At 41.2% G+C, this 18,855-nt stretch carries 18 protein-coding genes and 2 pseudogenes; 13 read left to right on the top strand and 7 right to left on the bottom strand.

Going from position 1 to position 18,855, the window contains the following annotated elements; all coding sequences use genetic code 11:
• Positions 1-170: 170 nt before the first annotated feature.
• Positions 171-786, top strand: a pseudogene (locus tag K1T76_RS01420) (hypothetical protein).
• A 106-nt stretch (positions 787-892) separates the two neighbouring features.
• Here K1T76_RS01420 and K1T76_RS01415 read toward each other — a convergent pair.
• Both K1T76_RS01415 and lpxO read right to left on the bottom strand, forming a co-directional pair.
• Positions 893-1,309, bottom strand: a complete 417-nt coding sequence (locus tag K1T76_RS01415) for a PH domain-containing protein (protein ID WP_230243924.1) — start codon at positions 1,307-1,309, stop codon at positions 893-895.
• Positions 1,310-1,422: 113 nt separating this feature from the next.
• The gene (gene lpxO / locus K1T76_RS01410) at positions 1,423-2,337 is read right to left on the bottom strand and encodes a lipid A hydroxylase LpxO (RefSeq protein WP_180096076.1); all 915 of its coding nucleotides are present in this window, start codon (positions 2,335-2,337) and stop codon (positions 1,423-1,425) included.
• A gap of 484 nt (positions 2,338-2,821) precedes the next feature.
• Here lpxO and fadB point away from each other — a divergent pair, with 484 nt between their 5' ends.
• Together fadB and fadA are read left to right on the top strand one after the other, a co-directional pair.
• Entirely contained in the window at positions 2,822-4,975 is a 2,154-nt protein-coding gene (gene fadB, locus K1T76_RS01405; RefSeq protein WP_019836102.1) for a fatty acid oxidation complex subunit alpha FadB, read from the top strand.
• A 12-nt stretch (positions 4,976-4,987) separates the two neighbouring features.
• The gene (gene fadA / locus K1T76_RS01400; RefSeq protein ID WP_004975824.1) at positions 4,988-6,160 is read left to right on the top strand and encodes an acetyl-CoA C-acyltransferase FadA; all 1,173 of its coding nucleotides are present in this window, start codon (positions 4,988-4,990) and stop codon (positions 6,158-6,160) included.
• A gap of 145 nt (positions 6,161-6,305) precedes the next feature.
• On the opposite strand, the gene K1T76_RS01395 is transcribed toward fadA, so the two are convergent.
• Both K1T76_RS01395 and K1T76_RS01390 read right to left on the bottom strand, forming a co-directional pair.
• A complete protein-coding gene (locus tag K1T76_RS01395; protein ID WP_070155466.1) occupies positions 6,306-6,578 on the bottom strand; it encodes a hypothetical protein in 273 nt (90 codons plus the stop codon).
• Between the two features lie 108 nt (positions 6,579-6,686).
• A complete protein-coding gene (locus K1T76_RS01390; RefSeq protein WP_026437984.1) occupies positions 6,687-7,436 on the bottom strand; it encodes a hypothetical protein in 750 nt (249 codons plus the stop codon).
• Positions 7,437-7,643: 207 nt separating this feature from the next.
• On the opposite strand from K1T76_RS01390, the pseudogene K1T76_RS01385 reads away from it, so the two are divergent.
• The 4 genes and pseudogenes from K1T76_RS01385 to tnpC all read left to right on the top strand — a co-directional run bounded on the left by K1T76_RS01385 (position 7,644) and on the right by tnpC (position 10,976).
• Positions 7,644-8,346 (top strand): annotated as a pseudogene (locus K1T76_RS01385) (DsbA family oxidoreductase).
• 193 nt (positions 8,347-8,539) lie between these two features.
• A complete protein-coding gene (gene tnpA, locus K1T76_RS01380) occupies positions 8,540-8,923 on the top strand; it encodes an IS66-like element accessory protein TnpA (RefSeq protein ID WP_004691518.1) in 384 nt (127 codons plus the stop codon).
• Complete coding sequence (tnpB, locus tag K1T76_RS01375) at positions 8,920-9,255, top strand: IS66 family insertion sequence element accessory protein TnpB (RefSeq protein WP_171489061.1); 336 nt, start codon at positions 8,920-8,922, stop codon at positions 9,253-9,255. Before tnpA ends, tnpB begins: the two co-directional genes overlap by 4 nt.
• Before the next feature lie 74 nt (positions 9,256-9,329).
• A complete protein-coding gene (gene tnpC / locus K1T76_RS01370) occupies positions 9,330-10,976 on the top strand; it encodes an IS66 family transposase (protein ID WP_230243708.1) in 1,647 nt (548 codons plus the stop codon).
• Between the two features lie 33 nt (positions 10,977-11,009).
• Here tnpC and K1T76_RS01365 read toward each other — a convergent pair whose 3' ends face one another.
• A complete protein-coding gene (locus K1T76_RS01365; RefSeq protein WP_026437985.1) occupies positions 11,010-11,210 on the bottom strand; it encodes a dodecin family protein in 201 nt (66 codons plus the stop codon).
• Between the two features lie 375 nt (positions 11,211-11,585).
• Here K1T76_RS01365 and K1T76_RS01360 point away from each other — a divergent pair, with 375 nt between their 5' ends.
• From K1T76_RS01360 to K1T76_RS01335, 6 genes are all read left to right on the top strand, one after another.
• Positions 11,586-11,750 (top strand): hypothetical protein, encoded by a 165-nt coding sequence (locus tag K1T76_RS01360; protein ID WP_019836107.1) that lies wholly within the window; start codon positions 11,586-11,588, stop codon positions 11,748-11,750.
• A gap of 325 nt (positions 11,751-12,075) precedes the next feature.
• On the top strand, positions 12,076-12,255 hold the full coding sequence (locus K1T76_RS01355; protein ID WP_019836108.1) for a hypothetical protein: 180 nt from the start codon (positions 12,076-12,078) through the stop codon (positions 12,253-12,255).
• Positions 12,256-12,265: 10 nt separating this feature from the next.
• Positions 12,266-12,628, top strand: coding sequence for a hypothetical protein (locus K1T76_RS01350; protein ID WP_230243920.1), 363 nt, complete (start codon positions 12,266-12,268; stop codon positions 12,626-12,628).
• A gap of 50 nt (positions 12,629-12,678) precedes the next feature.
• Positions 12,679-13,769 (top strand): IS4-like element ISAba1 family transposase gene (locus tag K1T76_RS01345; RefSeq protein WP_114318428.1). Its coding sequence is split into 2 segments (ribosomal slippage): positions 12,679-13,219 and positions 13,219-13,769, totalling 1,092 coding nucleotides; the frame shifts between segments, so codons are not numbered across the junction.
• 3 nt (positions 13,770-13,772) lie between these two features.
• Positions 13,773-14,975: a hypothetical protein gene (locus K1T76_RS01340; protein ID WP_230243919.1), complete on the top strand. Its 1,203-nt coding sequence runs from the start codon at positions 13,773-13,775 to the stop codon at positions 14,973-14,975.
• A 94-nt stretch (positions 14,976-15,069) separates the two neighbouring features.
• Positions 15,070-16,215, top strand: a complete 1,146-nt coding sequence (locus K1T76_RS01335) for a hypothetical protein (protein WP_230243918.1) — start codon at positions 15,070-15,072, stop codon at positions 16,213-16,215.
• Positions 16,216-16,354: 139 nt separating this feature from the next.
• Here K1T76_RS01335 and htpG read toward each other — a convergent pair whose 3' ends face one another.
• Entirely contained in the window at positions 16,355-18,271 is a 1,917-nt protein-coding gene (htpG, locus tag K1T76_RS01330) for a molecular chaperone HtpG (RefSeq protein ID WP_230243916.1), read from the bottom strand.
• Between the two features lie 95 nt (positions 18,272-18,366).
• Positions 18,367-18,711, bottom strand: a complete 345-nt coding sequence (locus K1T76_RS01325) for a lysozyme inhibitor LprI family protein (protein ID WP_019836112.1) — start codon at positions 18,709-18,711, stop codon at positions 18,367-18,369.
• Between the last annotated feature and the right edge of the window lie 144 nt (positions 18,712-18,855).

Raw genomic sequence — 18,855 nt, 5'->3', positions numbered from 1 at the left:
TATGCTCAGGCATCTTGTCAGCAGCAGTAAAGTGCAGGATAACGACCGCACTACACGGCATACAGATCATTCAAGCCACAACGTCCCAGCCGATCAGTACACATCAGTATGTATCCGCCAAAGACCGTTTGATTGGCAAGCCGCGCTTTCATTTTGAACCTACACAAGTCATGCAATTGTTACGTCAACGGATTATTGGACAAGATGCAGCGCTGAATGAAATCGAAAAAATGCGGGATGTGGTCAAGGCCGATTTTTCCAGCACAGAGCGACCACTTCGAGTGACTTGAATGCTTGGCCCGACAGGTGTTGGCAAGACCGAAACTATAGACTTTCGCAATAGCATGATTTTTATGAGCTAGATCTAGGCGCTCAGGCCGCACAACAATACTTGAATAAACTCAATCTATTGCCTCAAAAAATACAACAATTGTGTTTAAAACGTATGCCAATCCAACCAATCATTGAAAATTCATGCATTGTAAATTTGATCCTGAATTTATAAATCGGATTGACCGTAGTTTGCATTATTAAGCGGTATCTGCTGATGCCCTGCCGCAATTGGTCGAAATTGAATTGGAAAAGCTAAACCATCGCCTGAAGCATCAACAGCGCAAGTTCAATTCACTGCAGCAGCTAAAGTCTATTTTTATCAGTGACATGATTCATTACGGCGTGCGGCATTTGGGGCACAAAATCCGCACTGAACTTGAGCCCATTTTAGCCTTGTATTTTTTAAGTCATCCTGAAAAATCAGAAATGTTTTTTTATTGCAGTGCAGATTAATTACACCGAAAAATAGAATAAGCCCGCAACTTATGCTGTGTGAATCTCAAGGATGCTGCCCTGCTCATCTTCAAGATTGTGTTCTTTCACTTTAAAAGCCTAGGGATTAGTCGGTAATTTCCATTCCCAAGGCCTGACTAAATTTGGTCTGATCTTTAGGTGAAACCAATACAAATTTTGGCTGTCCCGCTTGAAGATAATCAATTTTCAAACGCTTCAGTGACAAAGCAGGTGACGCGACCGAATTATTGGTTTTAGATATTTTTTGAATACTGTCGCGTGGAATATCCCATTTTAAAAACATACAACGAATCTGCAAGCGTTCTGCATCGACCTGATAGCGCGTATTGAACACAGGCCACCACAACACAAAAATGGTGATGAAATACACTCCTGTGTGCACAGGAAATTCTGGCATCGTGCCTTTGGCGTACATCGTCAGCAATAACTGAATCAATAGACCAGACATACAAATCGCAAAAGCCAAAACCCACCAATCTTTTTTAGAACGAAACGTTTGCATAAAAATTCCCCTATTTGCTTCATTCTATACAAAAAAGTAGCCGGGAATTAAAGCGCGATGCTGAAATTGCTCAAAATATCATAAAAAAACGCCCCGAAAGGCGTTGTGATGCTTTAAAACACATAAGGGCGAATAAAAATTAAGAAGAAAATCCCGAGCATTAAAAACCATTTTAAGAAATAGTACACACGACTATTTTTAGCTTTTAAAGCCTTGGCTTTTAAACGCACTTGATAGACATAGCCAAAGACTTTATTTAAGCCACCCGTCTGATCGCCTGCTTCATTCGGAGAGCTTGCTGCGGTCATCACATTTTTGCCAAACCAGTGATTAAACTTTTGCATCCAGAGTGATTTTAACGGACGCTCGACATCGGCAAAGAAAATAATACGGTTTTGAGAAGTGCCATTTTCAGCATAGTGAATATAGGTTTCATCAAACACCACACTTTCACCATCACGCCATGAATAACGCTCCCCATCGACATCAATAAAACAACGGTCATCATTTGGTGTCATCAATCCCAAGTGGTAACGCAATGAACCTGCATACGGGTCACGATGACGCACTAAACGACTGTCGGGCGCTAGTTCAGTAAACATCGCCGCCTTAATGCTAGGCAAAGTTTTTAATAATGCTGTGGTTTTTGGACATAATTCTGCTGCTGATGGATGCGCGGAGTCATACCATTTTAAGTAAAAACGCTTCCAGCCTGTTTTAAAGAATGAGTTAAAACCCAAATCATCGTAGCTACTTGAAGCTTTAATACCGCCCTGTTCATATAAAGCTTTGGCTTCATCACGAATCATTTCCCAATTGTCATCCAAAACCTTTAAATCTTGAAAGTGCTGGGTGTCGATATAAGGTTGATTCGGCACTTTAGAAAATAAGTACATTAAATAGTTAATCGGTGCAAGAATGGTCGAATGGTCAAAAAACTGACGATAAAAACTATGACGCACCTTGCCGCGCTGTTGAATATACAACGCTGAAGCGATAAAAATCGCCAAAATAATCCACTTCAACATAGAACAAACCAACTACTGAAAACAGCAGAAATTTAAAAAGTCGCATATTCTACTCAATTTCAGCGCATGAGGTCATCGCAGAAAATAGAACACAGCATTGCAAGTCGCTCTCTATACCCACCCTGCTTCACGCTTTAAAACGCCACCAGCCAAACAAAGGATTGACTTTTCTGCCAAAAATAACCCACTGAAGGCTCTACTTTTCAAGCTCTTCCACGTCGTAAAAGTATTACAACACGACTAAAAATAAAATCGAAAACAATCACTTTCATCTTGTTTTAAAAAAAGAATTTTAAAATCGGGTCAAAAAGCAATTCCACGCTGTGAGAAAAATCATGACCCTTGCGTCACGGCTTGATACAACTTGCTATATTTTTTTTAGATATAGTTATCGTAAGATTAGCGAGGCATATATGTGTGCAGAACTATCGCACACGCTTCATAACATCAACTTAGAAGTCCTCCAAAATAAAGGAGATCAGGCATGATCCACGCTGGCAATGCCATTACCGTCCAAATGCTTTCGGACGGAATTGCAGAATTCCGCTTTGACTTACAAGGTGAGTCGGTCAACAAATTTAACCGTGCAACGATTGAAGACTTTAAAGCTGCGATTGAGGCTGTTAAAGCAAACAATGAAGTGAAAGGTTTAATCGTCACTTCTGCGAAATCAACCTTTATCGTGGGTGCAGACATCACCGAATTTGGCGCAAACTTCGCTCAAGGCGAACAAGCCATTGTGGATTGGGCGTTGCCTGTTCACGACATCTTCAATGCTTTTGAAGATTTAGACATTCCTAAAGTTGCTGCAATCAATGGTATGGCATTGGGCGGCGGCTTTGAAATGTGTTTGGTATGTGATTACCGTGTGATGTCAGACCAAGCACAGGTGGGCTTACCAGAAATCAAACTCGGTATTTTCCCAGGCTTTGGTGGCACGGTTCGTTTAAGCCGCGTTATTGGTATCGACAATGCGGTTGAATGGATGGCAATGGCCAACCCTAAACGCCCTGATGCTGCACTCAAAGACGGCGCTGTAGATGCTGTGGTTGCTGCAGATCAATTACAAGCGGCTGCGTTGGACTTGGTTAAGCAAGCCATTGCAGGTCGTTTGGACTGGAAAGCAAAACGCCAAGAAAAATTAGACCCTGTAAAATTGAACCCACTTGAACAAATGATGGCGTTCAACACGGCGAAAGGTGCGGTATTAGCCAAAGCGAATCCTGCACAGTACCCAGCACCAAAACTCATGCTGGATTCTTTACAAGCAGGTGCAAGCTTGCCACGTAATGACGCGCTCAAAGCTGAAGCTGAAGGCTTTGCTAAAGCTGCTGTAACGCCTCAAGCAGGTGCGTTGATTGGTTTGTTTATCAACGACCAAGTGGTGAAAAAGACCTCGAAAAAATATGAAAAAGGTGCACATCCTGTGAACCAAGCGGCTGTACTCGGCGCGGGTATCATGGGCGGTGGTATTGCTTACCAAGCGGCAAGCAAAGGCACACCAATTATCATGAAAGACATCGGCAATCCACAATTAGCATTGGGGATGTCTGAAGCAAACAAATTGCTGACCAAGCAAGTTGAACGTAAAAAAATGACACCTGCCAAAATGGGTGAAACTTTGGCACGTATCCGCCCAACTTTAAGCTATGACGAGTTTAAAGAAGTAGATATCGTGATTGAAGCCGTGACTGAAAATCCAAAAGTCAAAGGCATTGTGTTGGCTGAAACTGAGAAAAATGTTCGTGACAACACGATCATTGCTTCAAATACTTCAACCATTTCAATCACACGTTTGGCTGAAAACCTACAACGTCCAGAAAACTTTGTCGGCATGCACTTCTTTAACCCAGTGCACATGATGCCATTGGTAGAAGTGATTCGTGGTGAAAAAACTTCACCTGAAGCAATTGCGACCACTGTGGTTCTTGCTCAGAAAATGGGTAAAACACCAATCGTAGTGAATGACTGCCCAGGCTTCTTGGTGAACCGCGTATTGTTCCCTTACTTTGGTGCATTCGACTTGTTACTGAAAGATGGTGCAGACTTCCAGCAAGTCGACAAAGTCATGGAAAAATTCGGCTGGCCAATGGGTCCTGCATACTTAATTGACGTTGTCGGTATCGACACGGGCGTTCATGGTGCAGAAGTTATGGCAGAAGGTTTCCCTGACCGCATGAAGCCAGACTTTAAAGGCTCAATCCAAGTCATGTACGAAAACAAACGTCTTGGTCAAAAAAATGACGTAGGTTTCTACAAATATGAATTGGATCGCAAAGGCAAAAAAGCCAAAGTGGTTGATCCAACTGCATACGAGCTTGTAGCATCTGTGGCAACATCTGAAAAACGCGAATTTGATGCACAAGAAATCATTGACCGTATGATGTTGGCGTTCTGTAACGAAACTGTTCGTTGCTTAGAAGACAACATTGTGGCAACACCATCTGAAGCAGATATGGCGATGATTATGGGTGTCGGATTCCCTCCATTCCGTGGTGGTCCATGCCGTTACATCGACCAAACAGGTGTTGCTGAATACGTTGCACTTTGCGACAAATACGCACACTTAGGTAAGGCTTATGAAGCGCCACAAATGTTGCGTGACATGGCTGCTAACAACAAAAAATTCTACGGTTAAGGAGCAACGTGAATGGCTACTTTAAATCCACGTGACGTTGTCATCGTTGATGGCGTACGTTCTGCAATGGGTAAAACCAAAAACGGTATGTTCCGCAATGTACGTGCTGACAGTCTATCGGCTGAATTGGTTCGTGCTTTAGTTGCTCGTAACCAGTTTGATGTCAACGAAGTTGAAGATGTAATCTGGGGCTGTGTGAACCAAACCCTAGAACAAGGCATGAACATTGGTCGTAATATTGCATTACTGGCTGATCTTCCAAAAACAGTAGCGGGTCAAACCGTAAACCGTCTGTGTGGTTCTTCAATGCAAGCAATCCACACGGCTGCAGCACAAATTGCAACCAATCAGGGTGATATTTTCATCATTGGTGGTGTAGAGCACATGGGCCATGTGGGCATGATGCACGGTATCGACATCAACCCTGCTGCATCGAAGCACTATGCCAAAGCATCAAACATGATGGGCTTAACTGCTGAAATGTTGGGTCGCATGAACGGTATTTCGCGTGAAGAGCAAGATGCTTTTGGTGTGGAATCACACCGTCGTGCATGGGCTGCAACACAAGAAGGTCGTTTTAAAAACGAAATCATTGGCATTGAAGGTCATGACGCAAACGGCTTTAAACAGCTATGCGACATCGACGAAGTGATCCGTCCAGATGCCAACCTTGAGGCGTTCCAAGCTTTACGTCCTGTATTTGACCCGAAAGGCGGTACGGTCACTGCGGCAACATCTTCAGCATTGTCTGATGGTGCATCTGCGATGCTGCTTATGTCTGCTGAACGTGCACAAGCATTAGGTTTAAAACCACGTGCGGTGATTCGCTCTATGGCAGTTGCAGGCTGCGATGCAGCAATCATGGGTTATGGCCCAGTACCTGCAACTCAAAAAGCGCTTAAACGTGCTGGCTTGTCAATTGCAGACATTCAAACCTTTGAATTGAACGAAGCGTTTGCTGCACAAGGTTTGTCTGTTCTTAAAGGCTTAGGCATTTATGATCAGCAAGATCGTGTGAACTTGAACGGTGGTGCAATTGCACTTGGTCACCCATTGGGTTGTTCTGGTGCGCGTATCACCACCACATTGCTGAACGTGATGGAACAACAAGACACGCAAATCGGTCTAGCAACCATGTGTATCGGTCTTGGTCAAGGTATCGCGACAATTATTGAGCGTGTGTAAAAAGTCTTCGTAAGAAAAAAATCCTCGCATCATGCGGGGATTTTTTATTTTGTTGTTTTGAACTGTTCTGATTTTTAAATTTTATTCTTTTGCATTTTTATCTTGATATGTAAATGACTGATCAGTTGTGATTTACCTGTATAACTTAAACTAACAACTCTCCCATCAACCATGTCATATAGCGTTCTTTGTCCATAAAGTCTGGGGCGCTGCCTGTATCCAAGCAGTAATATTGCTGATTAAATTCAATCACAATTTGTTCAGTCTGATGCCAATCTTCAACCAAACGAAAGTGCTGATTAAAGAAGTAACGGTTCTTGCCCCAATTATTTAAATTTTCGAGTTTCGGGTAGTTCTTATTTTCCAGAAATTGCAAATACAGTTGTTGAATATCATCAAAGACTTGAATGTTGTTCATATCGGACCTGCCTAGCTGAGCCATTAAATCAACAGCTACAGTTTAGGCAAGAGATTTGAACAACAGATGACATTCTTTTGACAATTTGATGTATGGATTTGCTAGACCTTATAACTTGCTTTCAAGGGCCCGCTGATGCTGCTGACTGATCTCTTGCATTTGCGTATTGAGTTGCACCATCTCTTGATATACGGTATTAAATTCTTTCAAGGCTGCATCTTCATAAAACATAAAGGTATTGTTTTTGAGCTCCCATTTGTTGTTTTTTAAAATTGCAAACAACACATACGCTTTACCCAAATTTTTCTTTTCTAATTCAAATAATGTGTAACCTTGGTCATTATGGCGGCTTTCCAATAAAGATTCTGCTAAATGACGGCGCAAATTATGATTGATTTCAAGATTCTCAATTTGCTCTAGAGCCATCGCTTCATGCTGTTCTAAATGCTCCTGATACAAATCTACCATGGCACGCACTTGCACTAACATGGCTTCGGTATCGGCATAGTCTTGTTTTTTGTCTGCAGCAAGTCGTTGAGGATTTAAAAACTGATCCCAATTCAAGGCTTTTAATTCACGCAAATAACTATTACGCGCTTCGGCACTTTGTACCATGTGACTCAACACAAAACTTGCCATGACCTGATAATCACCCGCTAAGCGTGAGTCGTGCACATTAATCTGAATCGGTTTAGACCAATCCTGTGCCTGTACAAAAATCTGTTCAGCTTTTTCATGAATCACATTTTGATAGGCGTGCAATTGCGCAACTTGTTTTTGCTGACTGTTATATTGATAAAACATCCACCCAAAAATAATACCCGTTACACACCCAATGATTAGCACTATCCGTCGCATGAGTGCCCTCTTATTTTTAATATTTGTTTTATCTTACCGTGAAGCCCATCACATTTGTATAGATTTCATACTTATTTTATTACTAAACTATTGGAATATACCACCTTGTATTTGACCAGATGCTCAAAAATAAGTTTAGCATCGCTGTATGCTTTAAATTTTATGTAACATCCCCATCTTAGTAAAAAACAGAATTTGAGATTATTCATGCGCGTTGATATTTGGTCAGATATTGTTTGTCCGTTTTGCTATATCGGCAAAAAACGTTTGGAAGCTGCTGCTGAAGAGGCAGGTGTGGAATTAGAAGTGCATTGGCACAGCTTTGAACTTGACCCAGATGCACCACCGCGTCAGGAAGTATCTAATTCAGAGCGTTTAGCACAAAAATATGGGCGCAGCCTTGCCGAAGTAGAAGAAATGCAGCGTAATATTGCCGAAATGGCAAAAGCTGAAGGTATTGACTTTCAATGGGAAAATGCCAACTCAGGCAACACCTTTAATGCGCATCGCTTGGTGCATTTGGCACAAAGCAAAGGCTTGGGCAACGAAGCCAAAGAAGCTTTTTTCTATAGCTATATGACTCAAGGTTTAGCAATTGGCGAACGTGAAACACTCGAAGATGTTGCATCACGAATCGGGCTGAATCCTGTAGAAGTGGATGATGTTCTAGATTCTGACGAATATGCCGACTTTGTAAAATTTGACCAAGAAGTCGCACGTGAACAATTAAACGTTACTGGCGTACCGTTCTTTGTGTTTGATCAGCGTATTGCTTTAGCTGGTGCGCAGCCACGTGAAGTCTTTGTGCAAGTACTGCAAAAAGCCCTTGAAACAGCAAAGTGAGCTAGATTTTGAAGATGCAGCAAACTGCGATGCAGAACAATGCGATCTGCCTGAACCCAAAGCATAAGCTTAAAATATAGGTAAGTTGAATAGCGTTCTTACAACTAGAATAGACGCCAAAAAAAATCCCGAAACGGGATTTTTTTTGGACTTTCAAGTGCACAGAGTTTATTCGTAAGCGTCCGCTGAACACACCTTATGAATTCATCCTATAAGCCTTAATTTAGTCCCCACTTAAAAACAAGTGGGGACTAAAATTTATGACTACAAATCACCAGACATCCATCGCATCTCTTGCGAAAAAACGAAGAACATACAGTGCTGAATTTAAACAGCAGATCGTTCAGGCTTGTAAAGCACCGGACGTTTCAATTGCTTCAGTCGCTTTGCAACATGGATTGAATACAAATCTTGTATCCAAATGGATTCGCTTAATTGATGCTAAGCCAGGGAATGATCGCTCACCACTACCGAATAAACCTGCATTTATTGCCTTATCTTGCTCTGCACCATTAGATCCTACTCCTACTGACATGTTAACGGTTCAAATTACTTTACCCCACTCAAAAGCAGAAATTGGCTTGAAATGGCAAGTATCAGAAATATCTGCTTTAGCAGAATTACTCAAGGCACTTGCAACATGATCCGCATTGATGAAATCTGGCTTTCTACCCAACCTCTGGATATGCGAGCAGGGATGGATACGGTCATGGCGCAGATTATGAAAGCCTTTGGCTACATTAAACCGCATTGCGCCTACCTGTTCTGTAATAAACGTGGCCATCGCATGAAAGTGCTGGTACATGATGGACTGGGCATCTGGCTGTGTGCCCGGCGGTTGGAACAGGGCAAATTTCACTGGGCTAAAGTTCACCAGGGTGAAAGCGTAGCCCTCAGCCCGGAACAGTTACAGGCACTGATCCAGGGTTTGCCTTGGCAGCGCATTGGACGACAGCAAGTGGTCACAATGCTCTAAACTAGCTTGGTCCATTCTGCTATTCTCCAAATGTTGTATTTCATTCTTCTCATGACCTCAGGCATACTGCGGTCATGAATACGCTGCCTGATTTAAGCCAACTGACCCATGAACAACTGCTGGAATTTACCAGACAGTTGGCAATGCAGCATCAGTCTCTGGCACAATCAAATCAAGAATTAGAAAAATCAAACCAACAATTAGATACCAAAGTTCAGCATCTTGAAGTATCCAATCAGCAATTAGATGCTCAAGTTCAACATCTTTCCATTCTCAATCAAAAATACGAGCATGAACTTGCGCTGTTTAAAAAGCACAAATTCGGCAGTAAAAACGAACATCTCACTGCAAAACAAATCCACCTGTGGGATGAAGCGGTTGAAGAAGATATTGCCGCGGTTGATCTAGAACTGGAACGGCTGAATGCAGATAAAACCGATGCAGTGACACACAAAGCCAAAACCAATAAACCTAAACGTCGACCACTGCCAGATCATCTACACACCATCCGTATTGAGCATGAACCTGCATCAACCCAATGTGCTTGTGGCTGCCAACTTCGTCGTATCGGCGAAGATGTCAGTGAAAAACTGCATTTCAGACCGGCACAGTTCTATAAGGAACAGCATGTGCGTGGTAAATGGGTCTGTGATCAGTGTGACACCCTGACTCAGCAAGCGATGCCCGCCTATGTGATTGATAAAGGCATTGCTTCACCTGAACTGCTCAGCCATGTTTTGGTATCGAAATATGCCGATCATTTGCCGCTGTACCGTCAACGTCTGATCTATCAGCGGGCGGGAATCGAACTTTCTAGATCAACTTTATCTGACTGGATAGGTCGCTGCGGTGTAGAACTGGAACCTCTGGCCAATGCCTTAAAAGAGGTGGTACTACAACAGCAGGTGCTGCATGCAGATGAAACACCGGTCACCATCATGCGGATGGGTGAGAATGATAAAAAACCGAAGAAAGGTTATGTCTGGGCCTATGCCACTACACAGTACAATCCAGTTCAGGCGGTGATCTATGACTTTCAGGATAGTCGTTCAGGCCAGCATGCTGCAGAGTTCTTGAAAGGCTGGCAGGGCCATCTGGTCTGTGATGATTACAGTGGTTATAAAGCACGCTTTAAATCAGGCCAGGTCATAGAGGTGGGCTGCATGGCCCATGCACGTCGTAAATTCCATGAACTGCATGTGACCGGGAAAAGTCAGGTCGCTGAACAGGCCTTAGTGCTGATTCAGAAACTGTATGCGATAGAAGCAGAACTCAGGAAAAAGACCGATGGTACAGCGGAAGACCGCCGCGAATACCGACAACAGCATAGTCAACCGGTGATGCAACAACTGTATGAATGGCTTAACCAACATCAACTGACTGTGCCATCGAGTTCTCCAACCGCCAAGGCCATCAATTACACTCTGAAGCGTTGGCCAGCTTTAAGCCGCTATCTGGATGATGGCAATCTACCTATAGATAATAATTGGGTGGAAAACCAGATGCGACCTTGGGCGTTGGGACGTAAGAATTGGCTATTTGCAGGTTCGCTGCGCAGCGGTCAGCGAGCAGCCAATATCATGACATTAATCCAGTCAGCAAAGCTGAATGGGCTGGATCCGTATGCCTATTTAAGTGATGTTCTGAAAAGGTTGCCGACACATAAAGTGACCCAAATAGAAGAATTACTGCCACACCGCTGGAAATCCGACCAAAATTAAAAAATAGGTATGGGATTCAGCGGACGCTTACGTTTATTCAACCAAGAAGCTAATTTTTAAATTGACCCGATACTCCGTGATTTGATTGTCTCTAATCACTACTTTTTGTTCGTTAATCCACGCGCCTTGGACATTTTTAACCGTTTCTGTCACTTTCGCGATTCCAGTTTGAATCGCGTCTTCAAAACTTTTTGAACTACTTGAATTAACTTCAACTACTTTTGCAATTGCCATGATTTTCTCACTGTCCTTTATCGTTATTGAAATTCCATCATAGATTAAAAAAACCGCACTTTTAGGTTGTTTAACCAATCGCAGCTAAAACATTACACGATTTCACACTGTCGAAAAATGTCATTAATCTTTCGCATTAAATCTTGTCAAAATTTAAATATTGCAGGCATCTCAACCATATAAGCCTTTTAAAAAAACTAGAGCTAAAGCTCTAATCTATTGTTTTATATTGTTATTTTAAGGATAATTGCCGAAATAATCATTTTGTAAATTTTAAACTTTGTTATGATTCATGTGAATTTTTAATTTCGTTCGATCTCTCTCTACAATGTCTAGTCTTGTGTCTAGACATAAATACTTTGGATGGACATTCCCATGAATATGTTTAAATCTGTTTTGATGGTTTCACTTCTAGCAATTGCTGCAAATGTATCTGCTCAAATTGTACATGTACCTGATTTTCCAACGCAAAAAGTGAATACAGAATCGGCTGCATCTGAAGCTGTTGTGAATGAGCCAACTTCGCAAAAAGCCGCCTAAGTTTCTCGTTGTATCCACTTATTTTGACTATATTCACCTCTCCCATTTCTCTCCCCAAACAGCAGTCTAAATCGGTCTGCTGTTTGTTTTTCTAGTGCTAAGTTTACTTTAAATCCCCCTACTGCTTCTAAAAGCTGCGTCCTCGCCCACTGTCAGTACTTTTGGGCACTGTGATTTAAATTTTTTTGATTATTTTTCATATAAAAAGCGCATTTATTGTCAATAATGTCTAAAAAAGCACAAAAGCTGACAATTTTGAGCATGTATTTTTTTATTAAATCCTTATAATTAAAGTGATTTGTTTTCATTGCTATAGCAGATGCCTATGCAACAACTTCAAGCACTTATACAAAGAAAAATTCCACCTCAAGCGATTGAGGTCAACCATTTAATCGAATTAGCCAAACGCTATCCTCAACCACAATCGGCAGAATATAAATTGATTGAATTGGCGCTGAATATTGTCTTGGCCGATTATTTAGAAAAAGCACAACAACATATTTAAGTATGCATGAATGAATACACTAGAAAAATCACTGTTGATTAAAGAATTACACGACTTAACTGATGCCTTAAAGCTTAAAAGACTCAGTCTTTACGAAACTGCTAAAGCCCAAGCGCGCATTAAAGAAATTTTTATGCTGTGCGATGAACCGATTTTTCAAAAACAGTTGCTCACATTTAAAGCCTTACAAAATCCAATTCAAACTGCTGCAACTTTTGCAGAACAAAGTTTATATGCCCAATCTTTTCGTGGCGTATTTACAGAACCAGAAACACTTGAAGCAGCACTTTATCAACAGCCTGAAACAGGTTGGGCGATTTTGTATCAACCTAGAGCAGGTTGGCAAATTTGGCTCTGTACACGACAAAAATAGATAACTCATTGAAATAATGTCACAATAATTGTTTTCTAACGACGAATACTATGACACATCTCAATGAGTTATATCTTATCTTAAACAAATCTCTAAAATGGAACAAGTCACATTTAAAGTGCTTTGCGCTCATCATGCTTGTGATTATTTTAAAGCAAACATGTAATCTTTCTTCTGCATCTAAAGCCTTGCCCATCAAGTGCTTACCACAATCATTTTATCGACGTATGCAGCGCTTCTTTGCAGGTCAGTATTTTGATTATCGTCAAATTTCTCAGTTGATTTTCAATATGTTTTCATTCGACCAAGTGCAACTGACTTTAGATAGAACCAATTGGAAATGGGGAAAACGAAATATTAATATCCTGATGCTCGCAATCGTTTATCGTGGAATAGCGATACCTATCCTTTGGACATTGCTTAATAAACGTGGAAATTCAGATACGAAAGAGCGTATTGCTTTGATTCAACGCTTTATAGCCATTTTTGGTAAAGACCGTATTGTGAATGTGTTCGCAGACAGAGAGTTTATCGGTGAGCAGTGGTTTACATGGTTAATTGAACAAGACATCAACTTCTGCATTCGTGTTAAAAAAACTTCATTGTCACCAATCATTTAGGAAAGAATCATAAAATTAGTGATTTATTTCGCCATCTTAAAGTTGGTCAAATTGAATGTCGTAAACGACGGATTTTGGTTGGTCGGGTGAAACTATATATAAGTGCACTACAGTTAGAAAATGGAGAGCTTTTACTCGTCGTTTCTCCTCAGTTTAATGCCAATGCTATTCAGGATTATGCATTACGCTGGGAAATTGAAACCTTATTCAGTTGTCTCAAAGGACGCGGGTTTAATCTTGAAAATACGCGCTTGACAGACCCTAGACGAGTGAAAAAATTGATTGCGGTGTTAGCTATAAGCTTCTGTTGGTGTTACTTAACGGGTGAATGGCAACATGATCAAAAAAAAGCGATAAAAATAAAGAAGCATGGACGACTCTCAATGAGTTTATTTCGCTATGGTTTAGACTATGTTCAAATGGCGATTCAGCGTTTAATTGGTTTTGGGAAAAAAGAAGAGTTTAAGGAAATTTTGGCAATTTTAAGAAAGCAGAATCCTGATAGGATAAGGGTTCTGTGAAATTTGTCGTGTACAGAGCAAATTTGGTTAATTCCTGCTACTGAACGCACTGCTCTACTCAGCGAATTCCAAGATTTAGAGCAGGTCTATCGCTGGATGATGCAACAGCAGCAACAATACCACTGCCTTCAAACCGATGCTGAACTGAAGCAAGCTGCTGTTCTAGAAGCAGCACAAACGGCAACGATCGAAGCTGCGAAAACTCAGCAAATTTTTACCACTGCAGAACCGGAAGAAAATAAAGCTGTATCTCCACCAATTCAATTTGAACTTATTACACAGCACATCACTACAGAAGAAGCGACCTCGTCTGATACTCAAGTTTTAGACGTGACTGAATATGAACTCACTATTGAACCGATCACAAATCAAACGATCATTTCCAATCCAACGCTGAACACAACTCAGCCAGACGTGTCAACAATAGATACGGCCCAACCACTACCAGCCATCACACCAAAAACAAGCACCACCCTAGCTTATAATCTATTGTTAAACCAATATAGCTGCCCAATTTCTGCGCTCAATCTTAGCCAAAACGAGTCAGTGCAGTTATACCGAGTCTTTTTGCCTGAAGCACCAGAAGTCACCCAATATGCCGATGTGTTGGTGCATTTGTCTGATCCTGAAGAAGACCAGCAACAGCTGTTGGCGCGTGCGGTATATATAGCAGAACAAACCAATACGCAAGGACACTTTATTAAATATCTGGTGTTGCTTGGCACATTAGATCAAATACAAGCGATTCGTTTGACTCAAAACCTTTGCCAACAGTTTGAACATAAGATTGCAGCAATACGTGAAATTTCTTGGGAAAAATTACAAGAAAATTTATTTGATTTTAATCAGCTTTTTCAATGCTATAGTGTTGCTCAAATCGTGTGGCAGCAAGAGCAATATTTTTCTTTTATTCCAAAACAACATATTCAAACCACCAAATTTATTCAGTTCGAAGAAAATGAAGCGCAGAGTCATACTCCTTTGATTTTACTGAAAGAACGACAAAAAATTCGTGTGATTCATGGTCAAAAGCGTTTACAACTGTCCCGTACAGAACAAGCTGTACCACATATTTTATTAGATCGGCAACAAGGTATGAGTTGGCAAATGATTCAAAAAGTCATTTCTCAATTACAACAACCAATTGATGCTATACAATTGTGGCAAGCACTTCAAATGTATAAAGAAAAAGAGATTTCTGCCTAAAAACTGCCGTTTATATTATGATTTTGTAGCCAAGTCTTGCTTTTATCTTATAGATTTTCAACACTAGCAAAAATGGCTTAAAGATCAGTAAATAATGTCAAGAATAAAGCACACATCGCCTTTTATATTAAGCTGTCTCTTAAGTGGGGTCGCAGGCACCGCTTTTGCACAAGAATCATCTCAAGAAGTGGATCAAGCTTATACTCCACTGCCACCTTATGAATTGCCTGTCGCTCCGCCAAGTGCATCAGATAAAAACAGTTTTTATTACACCATTCCACGTTGGATTGATTCCACACCGACGGTGTTACCCGAACAATCCAATGAACCCATTGTACCTCCCACCGCAGAAACAGAACATTTAACCTGGTTCGATCAACGACAAAAAAATATTCGTAATTGGGCCGATAAAACGGCACTTAAGTTAGACAACTGGTTTGGTGAACCAAGCCCTGAACAGCCTGCCTCAGCTACTTTACGGGTTTTGGTCGATAGCAGTTGGGACAAGCATAATGAATATGAAGTCAAACCTCGTATTCGCGGAAAAATCAAACTGCCTACGCTTGAAAATAAACTCAGTGTCGTTTTTGGTGATGACTCACTGGATAACGAATTGCAAAATAACATCGCTATTACTAACGAAAACCCAGGCAATGCTGCAGACAAAACCTTAGACAGTAAACGTAGCCGTGAAGACAACAGTTCTTTGGCATTACGCTGGTCTAACTTTGCCGATCGTCTGCCTTTTGAAACAGATGTCGATTTAGGGGTGCGTTCTGGCGATGATATATATTTGCGTTTAAAAGCCAGTAAAGACTGGGCTTTAGAAAATGATTTCTCTTTTCATGCCGAACAAATTTACCGTTATGGCATCGACAGTGAAAATTATCTCAGAACCAACTTGGAGCTAACACACGCCCGTCCCAATCAAGCGTTCTTGTCCAATCAATTTAGCTTGACCTATGCCGATGAACAAGAGGATGATTTGGTTTGGGACAACTACACCTTTAGACAACATCAATTCTTTGCAGGTAACCGTTTTAACTACGGCATTTATACAGGCGGTTATTATCACGATGATGACTTACGTTTAAATCGATGGGGGCCATTTGTCTCTTGGCGTCAACCATTTTTACGTGAATGGTTCTTTATTCAGGGCGATGTCAATTATTTAAATGATGATCGCGCGGATCGGAGTCACTATCTCGGTGCTTTAGTGCGTTTAGAAGCGATTTTCTAAAACCGTAGTATCTACAATCAATCCAAATTAAAAAACCAAGTCTTGCGAGCAGGACTTGGTTTTTTGCAAGATGATTTTGCAAAATGACGATGCATTATTTGGACAACGCATCATCAATCACGTTCATGTGAAAACAGACTTACTTTAACAGCAAGCTATTAATACGTTTCACATATTCCGCAGGGTCTTCAGGCAAACCACCTTCAGCAATTACAGCCTGATCAAAAATCACATGCGCTAAATCATCAAATTGATTTGAGTCCTGTAATTTTTTCACCAATGGATGCTCTGGATTAATTTCCAAAATTGGCTTCATATCAGGTACAGCTTGCCCTGCGTCCTTCAACATACGAATCAATTGTGGTGATAGTTCACCTTCACCTGTTACCAAACAAGCAGGGGAATCAACCAAACGTGTCGTTACACGTACTTCTTTGGTTTTACCACTTAAAGATGCTGACAATTGCTCGATCACAGGTTTAAATTGTTCTGCAGCCGCATCTAAAGCTTTTTTCTCTTCGGCATCTTGTAGATCGCCTAAATCAACTGCACCTTTAGACACGTTTTGCATTGGCGTGCCATCAAACTCATGCACAAAGTTCATAGCCCACTCGTCTACGCGTTCTGCCATCAACAACACTTCAATGCCTTTTTTCTTAAATAGCTCCAACTGTGGAGAATGCTTTGCTGCGTTCAGGTTATCTGCAGTAACGTAGTAAATCGCTTTCTGACCTTCTTTCATTCGCGCTTTATAGTCCGCCAATGAGGTACTGATGTCATCATTGCTTGAAGTGGCATAGCGTAATAATTTCAGGATACGCTCACGGTTACCAAAGTCTTCGCCTAAGCCTTCTTTTAAGACTGAACCAAATTCTTGATAGAATTGCTTAAATTTTTCTTGGTCTTTTTCATCTTCAGACTTGGCCAAATTGTCCAACATGGTCAACACACGACGTGTATTGCCTTCGCGGATGGTTTTCACATCACGGCTTTCTTGCAATAACTCACGGCTCACGTTCAACGGCAAATCGGCGCTATCCACCACACCTTGCACAAAGCGCAGATAATTAGGAATCAGGTTGTCTGCCTCATCCATAATAAATACGCGTTTCACATACAATTTAATTCCCGCTTTCGCTTCACGGGTAAAAATGTTATGCGGTGCTTTACTTGGTACATACAACAACTGGGTGTATTCAGTGCTGCCTTCAACGCGGTTATGCGCCCATGCCAATGGTGCGTCAAAATCGTGACTGAGGTTTTTATAAAACTCGATGTACTGTTCTTCGCTAATTTCGTTTTTATTGCGCGTCCACAACGCACTGGCCGAATTAATCGTTTCCCATTCATCAGTTTCCACATACTGACCTGCTTTCGGTGTTTCACCTTCAGCGGCTTCTTCTTGCTGCCATACTTCTTTCTGCATTTGAATTGGCAAACTGATATGATCAGAGTATTTATTGATAATCTGCTTAACTTTGTAGCTTTCTAAATAATCCAGTGCATCTTCACGCAAATGCAAAATAATATCGGTACCTCGTTCTGCTTTGTGAATTTGCTCGACATCAAACTCGCCCGTACCCGCACTGCTCCAACGCACGGCTTCATCTGCAGCCAATCCCGCACGGCGTGATTCCACAGTAATTTTATCGGCCACGATAAAACCTGAATAAAAACCAACACCAAATTGACCAATCAATTGTGCATCAGCTTTTTGATCGCCGGTTAATTTAGACATAAAGTCTTTGGTGCCCGATTTGGCAATCGTACCTAAATGATCAATCGCTTCCTGTTGGCTTAGACCAATGCCGTTATCTGAAATAGTTAAAGTTTTATTTTCTTTATCTAGACGAATACGTACACGTAAATCAGGATCATTTTCATAATATTCAGGATGGTTGATACCCTCAAAACGTAATTTGTCGCAGGCATCTGATGCGTTAGAAATCAGTTCACGCAAGAAGATTTCAGGGTTGGAATAAAGAGAATGGGTCACCAAATGTAATAACTGCGCCACTTCGGCTTGGAAACTGTGTTTTTGGCTTTGCTCGCTCATTCATCACTCCTTAAAATTCATAAACATGGTTATTGTTGGATGTGTTAATGAATTGGAGTGATGTGCTGATTTTTCAAGCCTAAATCTAGAAAAATTTAAAAAGGTGCGCGTTGATAAACCTGATTTAAATGATAATCTAATTTCTGCTGACGCAAATTATACATTTGGGTTAAACAATCGACTGAAGCGCCACAACGATCACGCAATTCTAACCAGCGCAATTGTTCATCACGAATTTGTGAACGCATCCCCATGGCGACCAAACGGCTGACGATACGATAGGTGGTGGCCATTTTCACATCGGCATCATTGACCGCACGATGTTCACAAATGGCATGTTCCGTTTGTGTTTTGGCTTTCTCACAAGAAAAACTTGCCGCATGCCCCGCAACACTTAGCATTAAACCAAGACACACTAACCAACCATATTTGATCGACATGAATGAATTCCTTATTTATTGTTCTTTACTTTATCTTTCAGACTGTAAATGAACATGGCATATGCTCTCAATTTTTTCATTCGCTACATTTGTTATTTTTTGCAATAAAAAAACCCCACCCTAAAGATGGGGTTGCGCTGATTT

Source organism: Acinetobacter sp. PW68 (assembly GCF_020982655.1).
GTDB classification, from domain to species: Bacteria; Pseudomonadota; Gammaproteobacteria; order Pseudomonadales; family Moraxellaceae; genus Acinetobacter; species Acinetobacter towneri_A.
The sequence above is the reverse complement of the archived record's forward strand: the minus strand, read 5'-3'. Positions and strand labels throughout refer to the sequence as shown.